The 16,069-nt window shown below is 53.6% G+C and carries 17 protein-coding genes; 11 read left to right on the forward strand and 6 right to left on the reverse strand.

The genetic code is table 11. The features are described from left to right. Positions 1 to 9 precede the first annotated feature (9 nt). The 3 genes from IAE55_RS24650 to IAE55_RS24660 are packed head-to-tail and all read left to right on the forward strand — an operon-like array spanning position 10 to position 2,947. On the forward strand, positions 10 to 1,233 hold the full coding sequence (locus IAE55_RS24650) for an ABC transporter substrate-binding protein (RefSeq protein WP_089549633.1): 1,224 nt from the start codon (positions 10 to 12) through the stop codon (positions 1,231 to 1,233). Positions 1,234 to 1,262: 29 nt separating this feature from the next. Beyond that, positions 1,263 to 2,129, forward strand: a complete 867-nt coding sequence (locus tag IAE55_RS24655) for a carbohydrate ABC transporter permease (protein WP_105445513.1) — start codon at positions 1,263 to 1,265, stop codon at positions 2,127 to 2,129. Then, positions 2,129 to 2,947 (forward strand): carbohydrate ABC transporter permease, encoded by an 819-nt coding sequence (locus tag IAE55_RS24660; protein WP_089549635.1) that lies wholly within the window; start codon positions 2,129 to 2,131, stop codon positions 2,945 to 2,947. Before IAE55_RS24655 ends, IAE55_RS24660 begins: the two co-directional genes overlap by 1 nt. Positions 2,948 to 3,096: 149 nt before the next feature. Here IAE55_RS24660 and IAE55_RS24665 read toward each other — a convergent pair whose 3' ends face one another. Together IAE55_RS24665 and IAE55_RS24670 are read right to left on the reverse strand one after the other, a co-directional pair. Then, a complete protein-coding gene (locus tag IAE55_RS24665) occupies positions 3,097 to 3,723 on the reverse strand; it encodes a DedA family protein (protein WP_145162723.1) in 627 nt (208 codons plus the stop codon). A 308-nt stretch (positions 3,724 to 4,031) separates the two neighbouring features. Beyond that, complete coding sequence (locus IAE55_RS24670) at positions 4,032 to 4,160, reverse strand: DUF4023 family protein (protein ID WP_076171988.1); 129 nt, start codon at positions 4,158 to 4,160, stop codon at positions 4,032 to 4,034. Positions 4,161 to 4,428: 268 nt separating this feature from the next. Between IAE55_RS24670 and IAE55_RS24675 the strand changes: the two genes are divergently transcribed. The 4 genes from IAE55_RS24675 to IAE55_RS24690 all read left to right on the forward strand — a co-directional run bounded on the left by IAE55_RS24675 (position 4,429) and on the right by IAE55_RS24690 (position 8,309). After that, a complete protein-coding gene (locus IAE55_RS24675) occupies positions 4,429 to 5,388 on the forward strand; it encodes an ABC transporter permease (protein ID WP_200634156.1) in 960 nt (319 codons plus the stop codon). Beyond that, positions 5,385 to 6,341, forward strand: a complete 957-nt coding sequence (locus tag IAE55_RS24680; RefSeq protein ID WP_200634157.1) for an iron chelate uptake ABC transporter family permease subunit — start codon at positions 5,385 to 5,387, stop codon at positions 6,339 to 6,341. Before IAE55_RS24675 ends, IAE55_RS24680 begins: the two co-directional genes overlap by 4 nt. Continuing rightward, positions 6,338 to 7,096 carry an iron ABC transporter ATP-binding protein gene (locus IAE55_RS24685; RefSeq protein WP_200634158.1) on the forward strand — a complete coding sequence of 253 codons (759 nt, stop codon included), beginning with the start codon at positions 6,338 to 6,340 and terminating at the stop codon, positions 7,094 to 7,096. The genes IAE55_RS24680 and IAE55_RS24685 overlap by 4 nt, the downstream gene beginning before the upstream one ends. 235 nt (positions 7,097 to 7,331) lie before the next feature. Further along, positions 7,332 to 8,309: a siderophore ABC transporter substrate-binding protein gene (locus tag IAE55_RS24690; protein WP_234489842.1), complete on the forward strand. Its 978-nt coding sequence runs from the start codon at positions 7,332 to 7,334 to the stop codon at positions 8,307 to 8,309. Between the two features lie 103 nt (positions 8,310 to 8,412). On the opposite strand, the gene IAE55_RS24695 is transcribed toward IAE55_RS24690, so the two are convergent. Beyond that, on the reverse strand, positions 8,413 to 8,751 hold the full coding sequence (locus IAE55_RS24695) for a hypothetical protein (protein WP_200634159.1): 339 nt from the start codon (positions 8,749 to 8,751) through the stop codon (positions 8,413 to 8,415). A 40-nt stretch (positions 8,752 to 8,791) separates the two neighbouring features. Continuing rightward, positions 8,792 to 9,364 (reverse strand): hypothetical protein, encoded by a 573-nt coding sequence (locus IAE55_RS24700; protein ID WP_200634160.1) that lies wholly within the window; start codon positions 9,362 to 9,364, stop codon positions 8,792 to 8,794. 193 nt (positions 9,365 to 9,557) lie between these two features. On the opposite strand from IAE55_RS24700, the gene IAE55_RS24705 reads away from it, so the two are divergent. From IAE55_RS24705 to IAE55_RS24715, 3 genes are all read left to right on the forward strand, one after another. After that, a complete protein-coding gene (locus IAE55_RS24705; protein ID WP_200634161.1) occupies positions 9,558 to 10,718 on the forward strand; it encodes a winged helix-turn-helix domain-containing protein in 1,161 nt (386 codons plus the stop codon). Between the two features lie 67 nt (positions 10,719 to 10,785). Continuing rightward, a complete protein-coding gene (locus tag IAE55_RS24710) occupies positions 10,786 to 12,099 on the forward strand; it encodes an MFS transporter (protein ID WP_200634162.1) in 1,314 nt (437 codons plus the stop codon). Positions 12,100 to 12,442: 343 nt separating this feature from the next. Beyond that, positions 12,443 to 13,318: a hypothetical protein gene (locus tag IAE55_RS24715; protein WP_234489830.1), complete on the forward strand. Its 876-nt coding sequence runs from the start codon at positions 12,443 to 12,445 to the stop codon at positions 13,316 to 13,318. Between the two features lie 33 nt (positions 13,319 to 13,351). On the opposite strand, the gene IAE55_RS24720 is transcribed toward IAE55_RS24715, so the two are convergent. Then, a complete protein-coding gene (locus IAE55_RS24720) occupies positions 13,352 to 14,437 on the reverse strand; it encodes a glycosyltransferase family 4 protein (protein ID WP_200634163.1) in 1,086 nt (361 codons plus the stop codon). A gap of 237 nt (positions 14,438 to 14,674) precedes the next feature. On the opposite strand from IAE55_RS24720, the gene IAE55_RS24725 reads away from it, so the two are divergent. Further along, the gene (locus tag IAE55_RS24725; protein ID WP_145162752.1) at positions 14,675 to 15,424 is read left to right on the forward strand and encodes a YheC/YheD family protein; all 750 of its coding nucleotides are present in this window, start codon (positions 14,675 to 14,677) and stop codon (positions 15,422 to 15,424) included. A 174-nt stretch (positions 15,425 to 15,598) separates the two neighbouring features. On the opposite strand, the gene IAE55_RS24730 is transcribed toward IAE55_RS24725, so the two are convergent. Then, a complete protein-coding gene (locus IAE55_RS24730) occupies positions 15,599 to 16,027 on the reverse strand; it encodes a DUF2500 domain-containing protein (protein ID WP_442793351.1) in 429 nt (142 codons plus the stop codon). Positions 16,028 to 16,069: the final 42 nt, after the last annotated feature.

A 16,069-nucleotide genomic window follows, 5' to 3' on the forward strand; every position in this document is an offset into this window, starting at 1 on the left:
GGGTTTCGCATGAAAATGGGAAGAATCCTTCTGGCCTGCCTGCTGCTCGCGTCGATGCTGACGGCCTGCGGGAATAACGGGGAGAACGCCGGGAAGGTCAAGCTGGAGTTTTTTCAAAACAAGCCGGAGGCCAAAGGCTCCTTTGATAAGCTGGTGGCCAAGTTCAACGCTTCGCACCCCGGGATCCAGGTCACCCAGGTGAATCCGCCGGATGCCGAAACGGTCCTCAAGACAAGGGTCGTCAAGAACGACATTCCCGACGTCATCGGCATGGGCGCGACCGACACGTATTCGATCCTGGCGCAGAGCGATATTTTCGCCGATCTGACCCAGAGCAAGCTGGTCGAATCCATTGATCCGAACTACATAAAAATGCTCAAGGACGTAACGGGGCTGAGTAAAATTACCGGCATCCCTTACGCAACCAACGCCAACGGCATTATGTACAACAAGGACATCTTCAAGAAGCTGGGGCTGAGCGTTCCGAAAACGTGGGATGAGCTGATTGCGACTGCCCAAAAGGTGAAGGACAGCGGCATCATTCCGTTTTATTTTACATACAAGGACGACTGGCAGACGAATCTGCCGTTTAATGCGCTCGCACCCAACTTGGTCGGCATCGATTTCTTCAAGCAGCGCCGTGAGAATCAGGTGACCTTCCAAGAGAAGTTCCGCGAGGTGGCGGAGAAGCAGCTGAAGCTGCTCGATTACGGACATGGGGACAACTTCGGGAAAACGTACGCGGACGGCAACCGTGCTTTTGCGCGCGGGGAATCGGCCATGTATATCCAGGGAAGCTGGGCCATTCCGGAAATCCGGAAATCGAACCCGAACGCGAATATCGGCTTCTTCCCGTTCCCGACCGGAAACGACCCGGACAAGAACAAGCTGATCTCCGGGGTGGACACGCTACTGACCATCTCCGAGAGCACCAAGCATAAAAAAGAAGCGGAGGAATTCATCGCTTTTCTCCTCGAGCCGGACAATATCGGCCAGTACATCAAAGAACAGACCGCGTTCTCGGCCGTTAAAGGTGTGACGCAGGACGACCCTGCGGTTGCCGAGCTGCAGCCTTATTTCAAGGCGGGCCGAGTCGTCGATTTTGCCGACCACTATATCCCGGCTGCCGTGCAGCTGAACTCGATCGTTCAGGGGTTCCTGCAAAACCGGAATATCGACGCCTACCTGAAAACGCTCGATACCGAGTGGGACAAAGTCCAGAGCCGGAAATAACATCATGACCAAAAGAGGAGGATGAAGGGATGTCCAAGCGACTTACGGCGTTTTATTGGATGACCGTGCCGGCGGTCGTACTGTTCTTCGTATTTATGACACTGCCCGCCCTGCAGGGCATTTACTATTCGTTCACGAACTGGAACGGGTTCGGGAAACATTATGACTTTATTGGGTTCCGCAACTACGCAAACCTCTTTACGGACAGCAACGTGGGGAACGCCTATCTGTTCACCTTCAAGTTCGCCATTGTCGTCACCATTCTGATCAATGTGCTCAGTCTGCTGATCGCTCTAGGCCTGAACGCGCGGATCAAGGCGCGCAATTTCCTCCGCGGCATTTACTTTCTGCCGAACATTTTGAGCGTGCTGATCGTCGGTTACATTTTCAACTACCTGTTCTCCAACGTCTTCACGATCTGGGGTCAGAACCTGGGCATCCATGCGTTCTCAACGAACATTCTGGGCAACGAAAATCTGGCCTGGATCGGGGTCGTCATCGTGGCGGTATGGCAGGGGATTGCGTTTAATACGATCCTGTATCTGGCGGGACTCCAGACCATCCCGGCTTCGCTGTACGAAGCTTCAAATTTGGACGGGGCCAGCCGCTGGCAGGAATTCTGGAGAATTACCTTTCCGCTCATTTCCCCGTTTTTCACGATCAATATGGTGCTGGCGATGAAAAACTCGCTGATGGTCTTCGATCAGATCGTTGCCTTGACCAATGGCGGGCCCGGCCGGGCGACACAGTCCATTTCGCACCTGATCTACATCGGCGGGTTCCAGGGAGGCGAGTTCGCTTACCAGTCCGCCAACTCGGTCATTTATTTTATCGTCATTGCGATCATCTCCATCCTGCAGCTTAAATTTCTTCAAGGAAGGGAGAGCGATATGTAATGAGAACGAAAACGAACTGGGCCGTCATGATCCTGATTGCCCTGGGGACGCTGCTGATTTTGTTCCCGCTGTACATGACCTTGACCATTGCGCTGAAAAATCCCGAGGAGATGACGCGGTCGGTCTTCGCGATTCCGACGACGTTTCACTGGGAAAACTTCTCGAACGCGGTGAAAATGACCAACTTCTTCCGCGCATTCCGCAACAGCGCGCTCGTGACGATCTCGACGGTGGTGCTGACGCTGCTCACCAACTCGCTCGTGGCGTACGCCATCGCCCGGAATATGCACCGGAAGTTCTTCAAAGGGCTGTACTTCTACTTCATCAGCGCTATGTTCATTCCGTTCCCGATCATCATGCTGCCGATCGTCAAGCTGGCGTCGGCGCTGCATATGACCAATCTGGTCGGCCTGACGATCCTGCATACGGTCTATGCGCTGGCCTTTAACGTCTTCGTCTACGTCGGCTATATCCGCTCGATCCCGACGGCGCTGGAAGAGGCCGCCACGGTGGACGGCGCGACGACGTGGGGCACGTTCTGGCGGATCATTTTCCCGCTGATGGCGCCGATCAACGCCACCGTCGGCATCCTGATCTGCCTGTCGACCTACAACGACTTCCTGCTCCCGCTGATCATTATCAGCGACCAGTCGAGCTATACGCTGCCGCTCGTGCAGTACATTTTCCAGGGACAGTTCAACACGGACTACAACCTGGCCTTCGCTTCGTATCTGATGGCGATGCTGCCGATGATCATTATCTACCTGTTCGCGCAAAAATGGATCATCAACGGCGTGACACAGGGCGCCGTCAAATAAAGTGTAAAGCGTTTGTTACAAGCCGCTCCTCGGGCAAGCACCGGGGGCGGCTTTTGATTTTCTTGACGAAAGCAGTGCTGTAAGCGTGCTGGCATCGCAGCCGCCGTCTGTTCCACGGCTGTTAGCTGCTCGTTCGTGTGCGCTTGGCCTTAGTCCTCCTGCCGAACTTCGGCTTTGACCCGAGGGGCTGCGGATTTTTTTCTCCGTTTCAGGTACACGACGAGAGCCAGGACCGCAGCAGCCACCAGGATAGCCGCTAGCGAATACTGGGAAATCAAATGCAGGAACTGCTCGATCTTCGAGCCGACCAGCCTGCCGATCATGACATAGACAATAACCCAGGCGAGTCCGCCAATGTAGTTATAGATAAAGAAGGTCCGGACATTGATCCGGAGCACGCCGGACACGTATCCGGTAAAATGCCGAAGCCCAGGCACGAAGTAACAGATCAGAATGAGCTTGGTGCCGTACCGATCAAACCAGCCGGTAATTTTGGCAATCCGGGCCGGGTTCAGGAGGACGTACTTGCCGTATTTTTCAAAGAAGGGCGTTCCCATACGATACCCGATAATATACGTCACCGTCGTGCCGACAATGGCGCCGATATACGAATACAAAATAATTTGCAGCAGGTGAAAGCTCCCCAGCGTCGACATATGGCCGGAGATGGCCATGGCCAGCTCTCCCGGGAAGGGGATCGCCAAAGATTCGGCGAAGAGGCCGGCAAACAGCACCATATACCCGTATTGTTCAAACAGATGGATGATCCACTCCATAGTTTCTCTCCTTACCGGCCTTCGCCGCCTGCAGTCAAATCCAACCTGAGGCCGATGCCGTCTCATGCTTTCGTCCATTCTAACGGAGCGGCGGGTCATCCAGAAACTGTCTCTGGCCTAGGTTCAAACTGGACTTTGGTCTTGGAGATTGCAGAAACTTTGCGAAAATCCTTGAATAATAAGAAAAACGCCTATCTTACGATATAAGTAGGAGCACTTTCTGGAGCTTATACTTTCTTATATCTTCAAATAAAAAGGACACTTCCCCTTCGGTCGAAAGGGAAGTGCCCTTTTTTAATGTTTACCGGTTATTTCTTCGTGCCATGCTGCTTGGTCGGAAGCTTTGCGCTGGCTCCTTTGCTGATGCCATCCTTGTGTTTGCGAGCTTTTTCTTGGGTATCGTGGAGCTTCTCCACATACTCGTGCGTGCTGTCCATGGCTGTTCAACCTCCTTGTGTTTGCAGTCGGCATTCCCTGTTACTATGACCACTCCGGGCGGCCTGCATTCATCTTGCGTGAGGAAGGCAGAAGAATAAAAATACCCAGAAACGTTTGACAAAAACCGGTCAGCTGTTAGAATAATAACTAAGTCAGATAATTGAGAATGAATATCATTATTAATTAGTTCGAAAGTGACATATGCTTTTTCGGAATATTTTCATTATTTTCAATGACTGGCCAGACTAAAGAAAGCGTTGGATAGCCATGAAAAACACTTACCTGTGGACGCTGTGGATCCTGCTTATCGTATTCTCAGCCGCTTCTTTGTTTATCGGGGTGAAGGATATTTCCCCGCTGGATCTGTTTCATCTCACAGCCGAACAGAAGCAGGTGCTCTGGATCAGCCGCCTGCCGCGCCTGATCAGCATTATCATCGCCGGCACGAGCATGAGCATTATCGGCCTGATCATGCAGCAGCTGACGAGAAACAAGTTCGTGTCGCCGACAACGGCCGGAACGATGGATTCGGCAAGGTTCGGCATTTTGGTAGCCCTCATGGTGTTTGGTAACGCGGCGCCGCTGGTGAAAATGCTGGTGGCCTTCGTTTTTGCGCTGCTGGGAACGATGATCTTCATGCGGATCCTGGATAAGGTCAAATACAAGGACGCGATTTTCATTCCGCTTGTCGGACTCATGTTCGGCAACATTGTCAGCTCGGTCACGACGTTTTTTGCCTATAAAAGCGATCTGATCCAGAACATGTCCTCCTGGCTGCAGGGCGACTTTTCCATGATCCTCAAAGGCCGCTACGAGATGCTGTACATCAGCATTCCGCTCCTGATCATCGCCTATCTGTTCGCGAACCGCTTTACGATTGCGGGCATGGGGGAGGAGTTCGCGGTGAACCTGGGGCTTAACTATAAGGCCGTCGTCAACATCGGACTGGTCATCGTCGCCGCTATTTCATCAGTCGTGATTTTAACCGTGGGCATGATTCCTTTTCTGGGCCTGGTCGTTCCGAACATCGTCACGATGTATCTGGGGGACCATCTGAAGAAAAGCCTGCTACATACCGCACTGCTGGGAGCCGTGTTCGTGCTGTTCTGCGACATTCTGGGTCGGGTCATCATCTTTCCGTATGAAATCTCCATCGGCGTCACCGTCGGGGTGATTGGCAGCGCGATCTTCATCTATTTACTGCTGAGAAGAAGGGCATACACATGAGCAAATCCAATCTGACCAAGCTGATCGTTTTAACTGTCATCGCACTTGTCCTGATTGCTGTCTTTATGGTGATCCAGTCCGGCGGCAACTGGGACTATATCCTTCCGCGCAGGGGCAAAAAAGTGCTGGCCATGATCCTGACCGGCGGAGCGATCGCCTTCTCGACGGTCGTATTCCAGACGATTACCAACAACCGCATTTTGACGCCGAGCATTATGGGGCTGGATTCCCTGTATATGCTGTTTCAGACCTTCATGGTCTATGTGTTCGGCTCGATCAGCCTGACGGCGATGGGCAAAAACGTGAACTTTCTCATTTCCGTCGGCATGATGGCCGTGTTCTCGGTCGTGTTCTACAAGCTCCTGTTCAAAAGGGATGGCCAGAACATTTACTTTCTGCTTCTGCTCGGTCTGATCTTCGGCACATTGTTTCAGAGCTTGTCCTCCTTTATGGAGGTGCTCATCGATCCGAACGAGTTCCAAATCGTCCAGGACAAAATGTTTGCCAGCTTCAACAACGTCAATACGGATCTGCTGCTGGTGTCGGCGGCCGGGATTATGCTGGTGACCGCCTATTTTACGCGTTATACCAAGTATCTCGATGTCATTGCTATGGGAAGGGATCACGCTGTCAATCTGGGCGTCGATTACGACCGGGTGGTGAAAAGGCTGCTCATTGTTGTAGCGGTGCTCATTTCCATCGCGACGGCGCTCGTCGGGCCGATCACCTTCCTAGGGCTGCTCGTGGCCAACGTGGCCTATCAGCTGATGCGGACCTACCTGCACACGCTGCTGATTCCGGCTGCGGTGTTGATCAGCATCGTCGCCCTTGTCGGAGGGCAGCTGCTGGTGGAGCGGGTGTTTACCTTCTCCACGACGCTGAGCGTCATCATCAATATGGTCGGCGGCGTGTACTTTATCTATCTTTTGCTAAAGGGGAGTAAATCATCGTGATCGAGGTTAAAGGGGTTTCCAAACAATATGGCGGCAAAACAGTGGTCGACAACGTCTCGGTGAGCATCGCCAAAGGAAAAATCACCTCCTTTATCGGTGCCAACGGGGCGGGCAAAAGCACGCTTCTCTCCATGATCAGCCGCCTCATTTCCTGTGACGGCGGTGAAATCCTGATCGAAGGGGAGCGGGTGGAGCGCTGCAAGAGCAGCGAACTCGCCAAGAAAATCTCGATTCTGAAGCAGTCCAATCATATTAACGTCCGCTTGACGGTCAAGGAACTGGTAAGCTTCGGCCGGTTCCCTTACTCGCAGGGCCGGCTGAAGCCCGAGGACTGGAAATACGTTCAGGAAGCTATCGATTATATGGAGCTCGGCGATCTGCAGGACCAATACCTGGACCGGCTGAGCGGAGGGCAGCAGCAGCGGGCCTTTATCGCGATGGTCATTGCCCAGAACACCGACTACGTGCTGCTGGATGAACCGCTGAACAACCTGGACATGAAGCACTCGGTGCAGATCATGAAGGTGCTTCGGCGGATGGTGGATGAGCTGGGTAAGACGGTCATTATCGTCATTCATGACATCAATTTTGCCTCCGTCTATTCAGACGACATCGTCGCGCTAAAGAACGGCAGGGTCGTGAAGGAAGGAACGGCAGACGAGATCATCGATACGCCGGTGCTGAAGCAGGTCTACGGGATGGACATCCCCATTGAGAACATTAACAACAACAAAATTTGCGTTTATTTTGCCTGAAGCCTGAGGCCCGGGAGAGGTAAGAGGCAGCTTATTCGAAAAATAAAGTTCTCCCTGAGTTGAACGGGCCAGGTGAAGAATCATATGGAATGCTAACCAAGGGAAATTATATGCGTGGACTCATCCCAGCCAGGCGCCGGCGGGTAGTTCATCACATAATTTTATACATTTACGGCTTGGTTCAAGCCGAAAACCAAATCAGAATATGGGGTGGATGAAGTTGAAAACAAGAAAGATGATGCTGTTCATCATCACGGCCGTGTTGGTCGTCGTCCTGGCGGCATGCGGCAATAAAAATACGGCAGAACCCGCGAAAGAGGCGTCTGCTGAACCGACCAACACTTCGGCGGCTGCAGGTTCCGAGGAGCTGACGATTAAACATAAGCTTGGCGAGACAAAGGTCAAAAAAAATCCGCAGAAGGTCGTCGTGTTCGACTTTGGCATTCTGGATACATTGGATAAATTGGGCGTTCAGGTTACCGGGGTTCCGCAGGCGAACATTCCTCCGTACCTGTCCAAGTACGCCGACAAGGATGCATATAGCAACGTGGGGAGCCTGAAAGAGCCGGATTTTGAAAAAATCAACGCGCTGAGCCCGGACCTGATTATTATCTCCGGCCGCCAATCCGATGCTTACGAGGAGCTCAGCAAGATCGCGCCGACGGTTTACCTGGGCCTGGATACGGCGCGGTACATGGAATCGTTTAAGGAAAATATGAACACCGTCGGCCAAATCTTCGGCAAAGAAGACGAGATCCAAACGGAGCTGGACCATGTCGACAAGACGATCGCGGAAATTCACGATAAAGCCGCTGCTTCGGGCAAAAACGCCCTGATCGTGTTGGCGAATGAAGGCAAGCTGAGCGCTTACGGCGCGGGCTCCCGCTTCGGACTGATCCACGATGTGCTGGGCTTTACACCGGTGGATGCAAACATTGAAGCTTCCACGCACGGTCAAAGCGTCACATCCGAATACGTAGCCGAGAAGAATCCGGACTACCTGTTCGTCGTGGACCGCGGCGCGGCTGTTGCCGGAGAAGGCGGGGAATCCGTATCCGCCAAGCAGACGGTGGAGAACGATCTGATCAAAAATACAAAAGCCTTCAAAGACGGGCACATCGTATATCTCGATCCGAACTATTGGTACCTATCCGGCGGCGGACTGCTGTCCGTGCAGGAAATGGTCAAGGAAGTCGGAGCAAGCATTCAGTAGTTAGGCAAAGAGTACGCGGCCGTTCAGGCGCGTGCCACCAGGAGCTGTCGCGGAGGTCCGTAAGGACGCCGCGGCGGTTTTTTTGCGTTTCTTCTCTGCCCCCTTATCGCGGCCGTTCCGCCAGCATCAGGAAGTAGGTGACCAGATAAGCGCAAGAGGTTGCTCCAAACCATGCAAATATGCCCGGGGTCATCGCGAGGAACAAACTAATGGGCAGGGACCAAAGAAAAGCGATCAGCACAAGCGCTTTAAGGCGAAACCAAGCAGACACGATCGCAAGGACGGCCGGCACGCACAGCGTAAAGAAGGTGATTTGAAGGGGGCCGGTTTCGAGGCTGGATGAATACGGATTGAAAAAGCCCAGCATCATCCAAAGCAGGATGGTGGCTGTACCGGCAGTCGTGGCTAGCAGAGCCGCCGGGCGTCTGAGTTGACGTATCATCGATAAAACACCTCTTTCGTCACTTGAATAAATCGGGGTGCTATCTATTGGTTCCTTTCGTTCCCCCATCCTGGCTGCCCCCGCCGCCCAGAACCGGAGTGACCTCCAATTCAGAAAAAGGCGACTGGTGAGCCATAAAGAAGAAACGGGAATGTCCCGTAACGGACAGCACTTGAGCCTCGTTATTCCCTTTTACGGTCATGCTGGTAATCTTCGGGTCAAACACTTTTCCGGCAAGAATATTCACATTACGCCCCTTAGCGGTTTGAACGGTAAAGCCCCCAGTCATATAAGGAGTATCCTCTCCTTGAAAGTTCCGATAGGGGGACGACCGGTACCACTGATACCCGCGGGATCCCTCGTTCACCCCACCCACTCCGAAAGCGCCGTATTTTTCGTAAAAGATGAGCTCTTCCCCGTCGACCGTAATGGTCGTGAGTACGTCGGACAGTTCAACCTGCTCTTCATGAAGGCCATATTCTACGGCCTGTTCAGCACTATGAAACCATGGAGAGCCGGGCGACGCCGACGTTGCACGGCTGCAGCCTATCAACAGGCAGATGACATATAATACAACCGGTACCATGACCAGTCTGGTTTGAATTTTGATCACGGCTGTACCTCCTTCTCATACCTCAAATCCCAACGTCTTTTACTCTTAAACGTTAAGCTGTGATAAAAGTTGGCCTAATGGCATCATTTCATCATATGCCTCCATCCTATTGTGCGGCAAATCGGGAATATGCTTAAATAACAGAAAGGGTTATAAACGATCGCCAAGGTACGCGTAAAAGAAAGGAGGGAGGATGGTGGCCCAGCTGGATTTTGATCCAAGCGGATATACGGTCAGCTACCAGGAGGAGCGCATTTCGCTGCTTGCCAAAGAGTATGCGCTGCTGCAATTTTTATACAGCCATCGCGGCCAGGCTTTCAGCCGGGAACAGCTGCTGGACCGGGTATGGCCGATGGAATATCCGGTGGAGCGGACGGTGGACGACCACATTTACCGTCTGCGCAAGAAGCTGCGTCCCTGGAGTGCCCGCATCTTTCTGAACACGGTGCGCGGCTATGGCTACAGCCTGACGGTCAAGGAGCCGGATCTCCGCAATCCTTCGATGCAGGATACCGAGCTGCAGGCCCAAATGCGGCAGCTGATGAACAAGTACCTCATGTACGGCCAATGCAAGTCGATGATTACGCTGGCGAGCCAGCAGGATCTGCTCGGCTTTGAGCTCCCGCCATCCCACCTGATTTTTATCCGGTACGCGCAGGCGGATATCCACTGGTTTTTAACGGATAATGAATTCCCGCCGTCGAGCAAGCTGTATTATTTGCTGCATTTTTATTTGTACTTTTACCATGAACCGGGAAAATGCCTGGATTACTTCGAGCGAACCATGGCCGCTAATATTGGTCCGGAAGATCATCAGCGGGAGCTGAGGATTTTAAATATCATCGGACTGTACACCGACAACGGCCGGGTCGAAGAAGATCTGTCCAGGATTAGGGCGGCATACGAAGCCGTTCGCGAAGCGGGGGGAGATTTGGAATTTTTCAACGTCCATATCAAAATGGCGGAGATGTACGTTCACCTGGGTGCAGACAACCTGCCCGAAGCCGAACGCTGCGCTGGCGAAGTCGAACGGATGCTGGAAGAAACCCCGTATTTACGGGAAATCTGCTTTTACCACGGTCTTAAAGGGCGAATGCTGCTCCGGCAGGGAAAACGCGCCGAGGCCGCGGCTGCCTTGAACTACGGGATCGAGGTCGGAGAGATGACGCACAACGTGCCGCTGATCGTCGGATCGATCCGGGAGACGCTGGTCTTTCTGGAGCAAAAAGTGCAGGATCCACAGCTTCATCGCCAGTTCGCCGCGAAATACGCCGAATATAACCGGATGTATCAACTGGAAGCCAATAAAGTGCCGATCGAAGAAAAAATCGAAAGCATCCTGGGTGCTGTCTGATATTCCTCTGATATTCCTTCGTTACAGTGAGAGTACGCCATATTCTGACTGAACGGAGGAATTTTTCATGTCTACCCTTGTTACCGAGCCGCGGCCGTCCACAAAATCGGTCTGGACCAACCGCATCTATGCCAAAATGTTTACGGCTTATGCCATCTCGTCGTTCGGTGAATGGTTCGACGCCTTCGCGATCCAGGTTCTGGTCGCCTACCGCTGGCAGGCCGATCCCTTAATGATTGCGCTGATCCCGGTCATGATGGCCCTGCCGGGCATCCTTCTCGGGTCGCTCGCGGGGGTGGTCGCCGACCGTTGGAAAAAGGTCAACCTGATGCTGATCGCCGATGCGGCCGAGACCGTTCTAACGGTCCTGCTGCTGTTTGCTCCCGGCATGTACTGGCTGCTGCCGCTGCTGGCGCTGCGTGCCGCCATGGGCGTATTCCGCGTTCCATCGCATCAGGCGCTGACACGCCAGGTGGTCCACGAGGATCAGCTGCTGAAGGCGACTTCCTATAACGGTCTGGTCAACCAGTTCTCCAAAATCGCCGGTCCGCTGCTGGGCGCGGTCGTCCTGACCGTGCTATCCCCGCAGCTGTGCATTTTGGTGAATGCCGTAACCCGGTTAATTTCCTGCCTGCTGCTGTTTACGCTGCGCCGTATCGAGGCAAATCATACGGCTCCTCAGGCTGACATGAATCCGGGTGTAAATGCCGGTCCGGAGCACAGACCGGGCTTCATCGAGCAATGGAAGCAGGGCTGGGCGGTGCTGCTGCAGCGCCGGATTCTGCTCACCACGCTGATTGTGAATATGACGGTCATCCTCGTTATTCTTATGATCGATTTCCAGTTTCCTACGCTCTATAGAGAGATTGCGCCGGATAACGAATCTCTTCTGGGCTGGATGGTCTCCTCAACCGGCGTGGGTGCCGTAGCCACGATCATGATCTTGAACCGCCGGAACCGGATCGGTTATGGCACAGGGATCGGGGGCGGTATTGTCCTGGTAGGCGCAGCTATCGGGGCGATGGGGCTGCTGAGACCCGGTTCTCCGGAGATCTGGAGCATCGTGCTGGGCCTTGTCATCGGGATCGGCAACGGGCTGTTTATGGTGACGAACAATTACGCGCTGCAAAAGGAAACGCCGGAAGGCATGACCGGACGGATATTCGGCATTCAGAACATGATGTCCAGTACGATTATGATCGCAGCTCCATTGGCCGGTGGTTTGCTGATCAAAGGATTTGGCGTGGGAGAGGTGTTCTGCGTCCTTGGCCTGCTCGTACTTGTTTTTGGTATCATCTGCCTTCTGCTTCAGCGGATGCTCTGGCCGACGGACGCCAAGAAACGCGCCCATGAAGAACCCCTGCGGCAGGTATCCGGGTAGACGGTGCTGCCTTGATCCTGTGCAGGCCGGATAGCTCCCGGACATGAGCACGCCTTCTGCGAACTCCACCAGAAGCGCTTGGCAGCCAGACAAACAAAGCCTTAACCAATACAGCCCTGAGCCAATCGACCGGCTCAGGGCTGTTTGTTCTGGCTGAAACTCCCCCTGCTTATTCTGTAAGCGAACTAAACAATGAAGAGGCTTGTATCCCGCACTTTGGTCGGGGGCGGCATCGACCAAAGTCCAGGGAAAAGTCTGGACCCCGGATAGAATTGCCGGAACCTCCTTCTCTGTACAATAAGACGTAATCAATGCCAAAACGTTCGGATGGAGGAGATTATTCATGGAAATGGTCAATGTAAGGAGCGTGGGCGCCCGGCCGGCGTTCCGCTGGTTTGAAGGGGAGAAGTGGCTGGTCCTGACCGCTGTCTTGGGATTTCTGCTGTCCGCCTTCTGCGGGATCTGGACCCTTGTGAACGGGGCGGAAGTAGCCCCCGGGGGCAATGTTCAAAACGCATTTTCTTTTAACGCTGCGATCGGGATATTTTTGCTGTCGACGGCTCTCATTATCCCGTATTCGGGTCTCGGACGAAGAGGCAGAGCCTTTTACCGCTACCCCTATATCGTGCTCGCACTGTATTCCTATTTTGCCGAAACGGTACAAAACTTCCGGGGAGTTAATCCCCGGTTTGTCAAAGACGGGTCCGCCTTTGACAAGGCAGTGGGCAACGTTTTTGCGTTCATCGCCCTGCTGCTCGTCGTCTTTTATCTGTTCCTGGCCGCGCAGTATTTCCGTCGCAAAGTATACGCGGCTCATCCCGAGCTGGTGACGGGCATCCGTTATGCCATGGTAGCCGTGATGCTGTCTTTTGCAGCGGGGATCTGGATTTCGGTTAACCAAGGCCGGACCGTGGGGCTGCATGGTAACATTATTTGGCTGCACGGCCTGGGCTTCCACGCACTTCAGGCCATCCCGCTCGTCGCCTGGCTGAGTACTCGGACTTCGCTCTCCGTTTGGGTACGTCTCCGAATGATCCACCTGACGGGCATTTGCTACGTGCTTGGATTGGTCTTCATCGGATGGCAGACTTTGTTGGGCCATACGGTTCTTGAATGGTCAACGCTCACTGTTGCTGCCGGTTTCTGCTTCCTGCTCTCCTTGGCTGCCGGTGCTTTGATGCTGCGCAACGCGGACGGATTACTGAGAAAAATGCAATGAGTCATTTGTATTCAGCAGCCAGAGGAGAACCGATTAGGAGTACAGCGCCGCGAGCTTTTCGGCGGTCCGGCCCCATGTGAAAGACTGAAGTACCATGCTGCGTCCGCTGCCGCCCAGGCTGCGCCGCAGCTCTTTGCTTTGGGCCAGTGTGACCAGATATTCCGCAAAACCTTCCGGACGCCAGTAGTCATCCACCAAGTAACCATTTACCCCGTGCTTAATAATTTCGGGAATGCCGCCGATCTGCGAAGCGATGACCGGAAGCCCGGATGCCATGGCCTCGACGTTCACGAGGCCGAAGGCTTCGTGCCGCTGGGAGGGACAGACAAAGCAGTCGGCCATCCGGTAGATGCTGTGAATTTCGCTGTGGTTTTTGTTGCCGGTCCAGGTGACCGCTACCCTCAGCTTGGCGGCCTCGGCTTTCAGCTTCCGGATATATCCCTCCTTGCTCCGGCCTGCAATCACAAGATGCAGTGGGACCTGCTTGCTTGCGATTTGCGCGGCTTTCAGCAGAACGGGCACGCCTTTTCTCGGGATGATCCGTCCAGTGAACAGCACGGTGAAGACATCCCCGATTCCATACCGGCTGCGGGCCTGCGCCCGCTCAAAATCGGTTGGCGGACGAAACCGGTCGGTGTCGACGCCAAGCTCGACCGTACGTATTTTGTGCGCTTGTGAGGGAAACCGTACGGACAGCTTTTGCTTTAGCGAAGCGCTGTTGGCGACAATCCACCATGCATGCTTCAGTCTCGCGGCAACGAGCCGTGTCGAAGGCACGAACGTGAGCGAATGGAGAAACAGGGTTACTTTGGCCTGGGGAAAAGCCCGCTGAATAGCAGCCATATATTGGGGACGGTTATCCACCTGGATGACGTCGTAAGCTCTCCCTTGAATGAATCGAAGCACCGACGCGAGGTAGACTTTGGAGCTGCCGGAACGGACCCTGACAATACGAAACCCCTCATCCGTGCTCTCCAGAGGCAGTCCCGCGGAGGCTCTGCTTAAGACGGTTACCGCATGCTTCTTGGCAAGCTGCCTGGCGATGGATAAAATGCAGATTTCCACCGAGCCGCTGCCGGGAACAGGGAGCCGTTCGGGGGCTACGATCAGTATGTTCAAGCCGCTTTCCTCCCTTACAGCAAAGATGCTGATCCCCGCATCTGCTGCTTCAATTGATCCTTCTATTATTTATGCGCGCTCTCATAAGGGAGTACAGGATGCCAGCCCAGAAACGGAATCTATTGTTCTGCTTGCGGGATGAATGTCCTGTCCAGTCCGCCGTGCCTTGCATACAATAAACAGGTTTTGCAAGCGCGTTACAATCAATTTTGAAGACAGGACAGGAGAGATCGGTGGATGGGGGAGAAGAACCGCACGGCAGTCGTCAGCAAGTGGATTAAAACGAAAGTGCTGCTTGACAGCAAGGAAGTCCGGCCGTTTATGCTCGATACCCGTAAAATCAGCAAAACCGACCTGAAGGAGATGCTGAAGTCGTACCGTATGGTCTATGTCAAACCGGAAAACGGCACCCACGGCAAAGGGGTGATTCGAGCGGAACAGCTGGATAACGGAGATTATACGTATCAGGTGGAGACGGTAAAAAAGACCTTCGGCAGCTATGATCCGTTCTATCAATCCCTGCAGAAGCTGACCGGGAAGCGAAGCTACCTGATTCAAAAAGGGATTCATCTCGTAAAGTACCGTAAGCGCCGTTTCGATATCCGGGTGATGGTGCAGCGGCGTCCTGGAGGAGATTGGGAGGCGACCGGTTTGATCGGAAGAGTGGCCCATGAAGGCAAAATCGTGACTAATTACCACAGCGGGGGCACGCCGATGGATGTCAAAACGCTGCTCGGTGCCCATTTAAATGAGAAAGAGACGGCTAAAGTCATCCAATCCCTGAACAAGCTCGGGGTGACTACCGCAAAGCATCTGCACAAAAAGTACCCCGGTTTCCGGCACATCGGCCTGGACATCGGCTTTGACCGGACATGGACGCCGTGGATCATTGAAGTGAATACGAAGCCCGATCCGTACATTTTTAACCAGCTGAAGGATAAATCCATGTATCGTAAAGTGATGAAGTTCAGACAGGCCTGGAAGTAAGCAGGCATCTGCCGGATGCCGTTCATATGCAGTATATGCGGGGAAGGGGTCGGCTGAAGCGCCGGCCTTCTTTTTTGTATAATAAAAGGCACTTATCATCGACGGCTTCCCCGAATGTTAAAAAAGCAGCCATTGCCCTGCGGGTGAACCCGCGGTCAAGGCTGCTTTTTCGTATTAGGGCGTTTGCCCAACCTCCCGCTCAAAACCGACGATCCAATCGCCTTGGACCGCCGCATAACCTTCATCTCCTTCGGCAACCAAGCCGTACAGATGCTTCACGTCCAGGTATTCCTTCCGCTCCCCGTTATCAAATTCCAGGGTGATGTAATAGTACGTTCTGGAGGAGCCGCTGGAATTGGCAAAGCCGCTGCCGTTATCATGATGGCTGGCGCTGTGATGGCGGATGTCCATCCGTTTGGAAATGACGCGAGCGTAAACGGACGACCGGGGCGTACGGGCATTTTTTACATAACGGGCACCATTCATAATGAAGCTGGCAACGATGATGATGAACACAATGCCGAAAATAAAGGGGAAAATTCTAAACATAAAATCGAAGAAGTCAAAGCCTCCTCCGCCAAAGGGCGGTGGCCCGGGAGTCACCATAACGTTATTCTCCTTTCATGATGCCGGTTCGGTGTGCAT

The organism is Paenibacillus sp. S28 (assembly GCF_016624415.1).
In the GTDB taxonomy this organism is placed as follows: domain Bacteria; phylum Bacillota; class Bacilli; order Paenibacillales; family Paenibacillaceae; genus Paenibacillus_AQ; species Paenibacillus_AQ favisporus.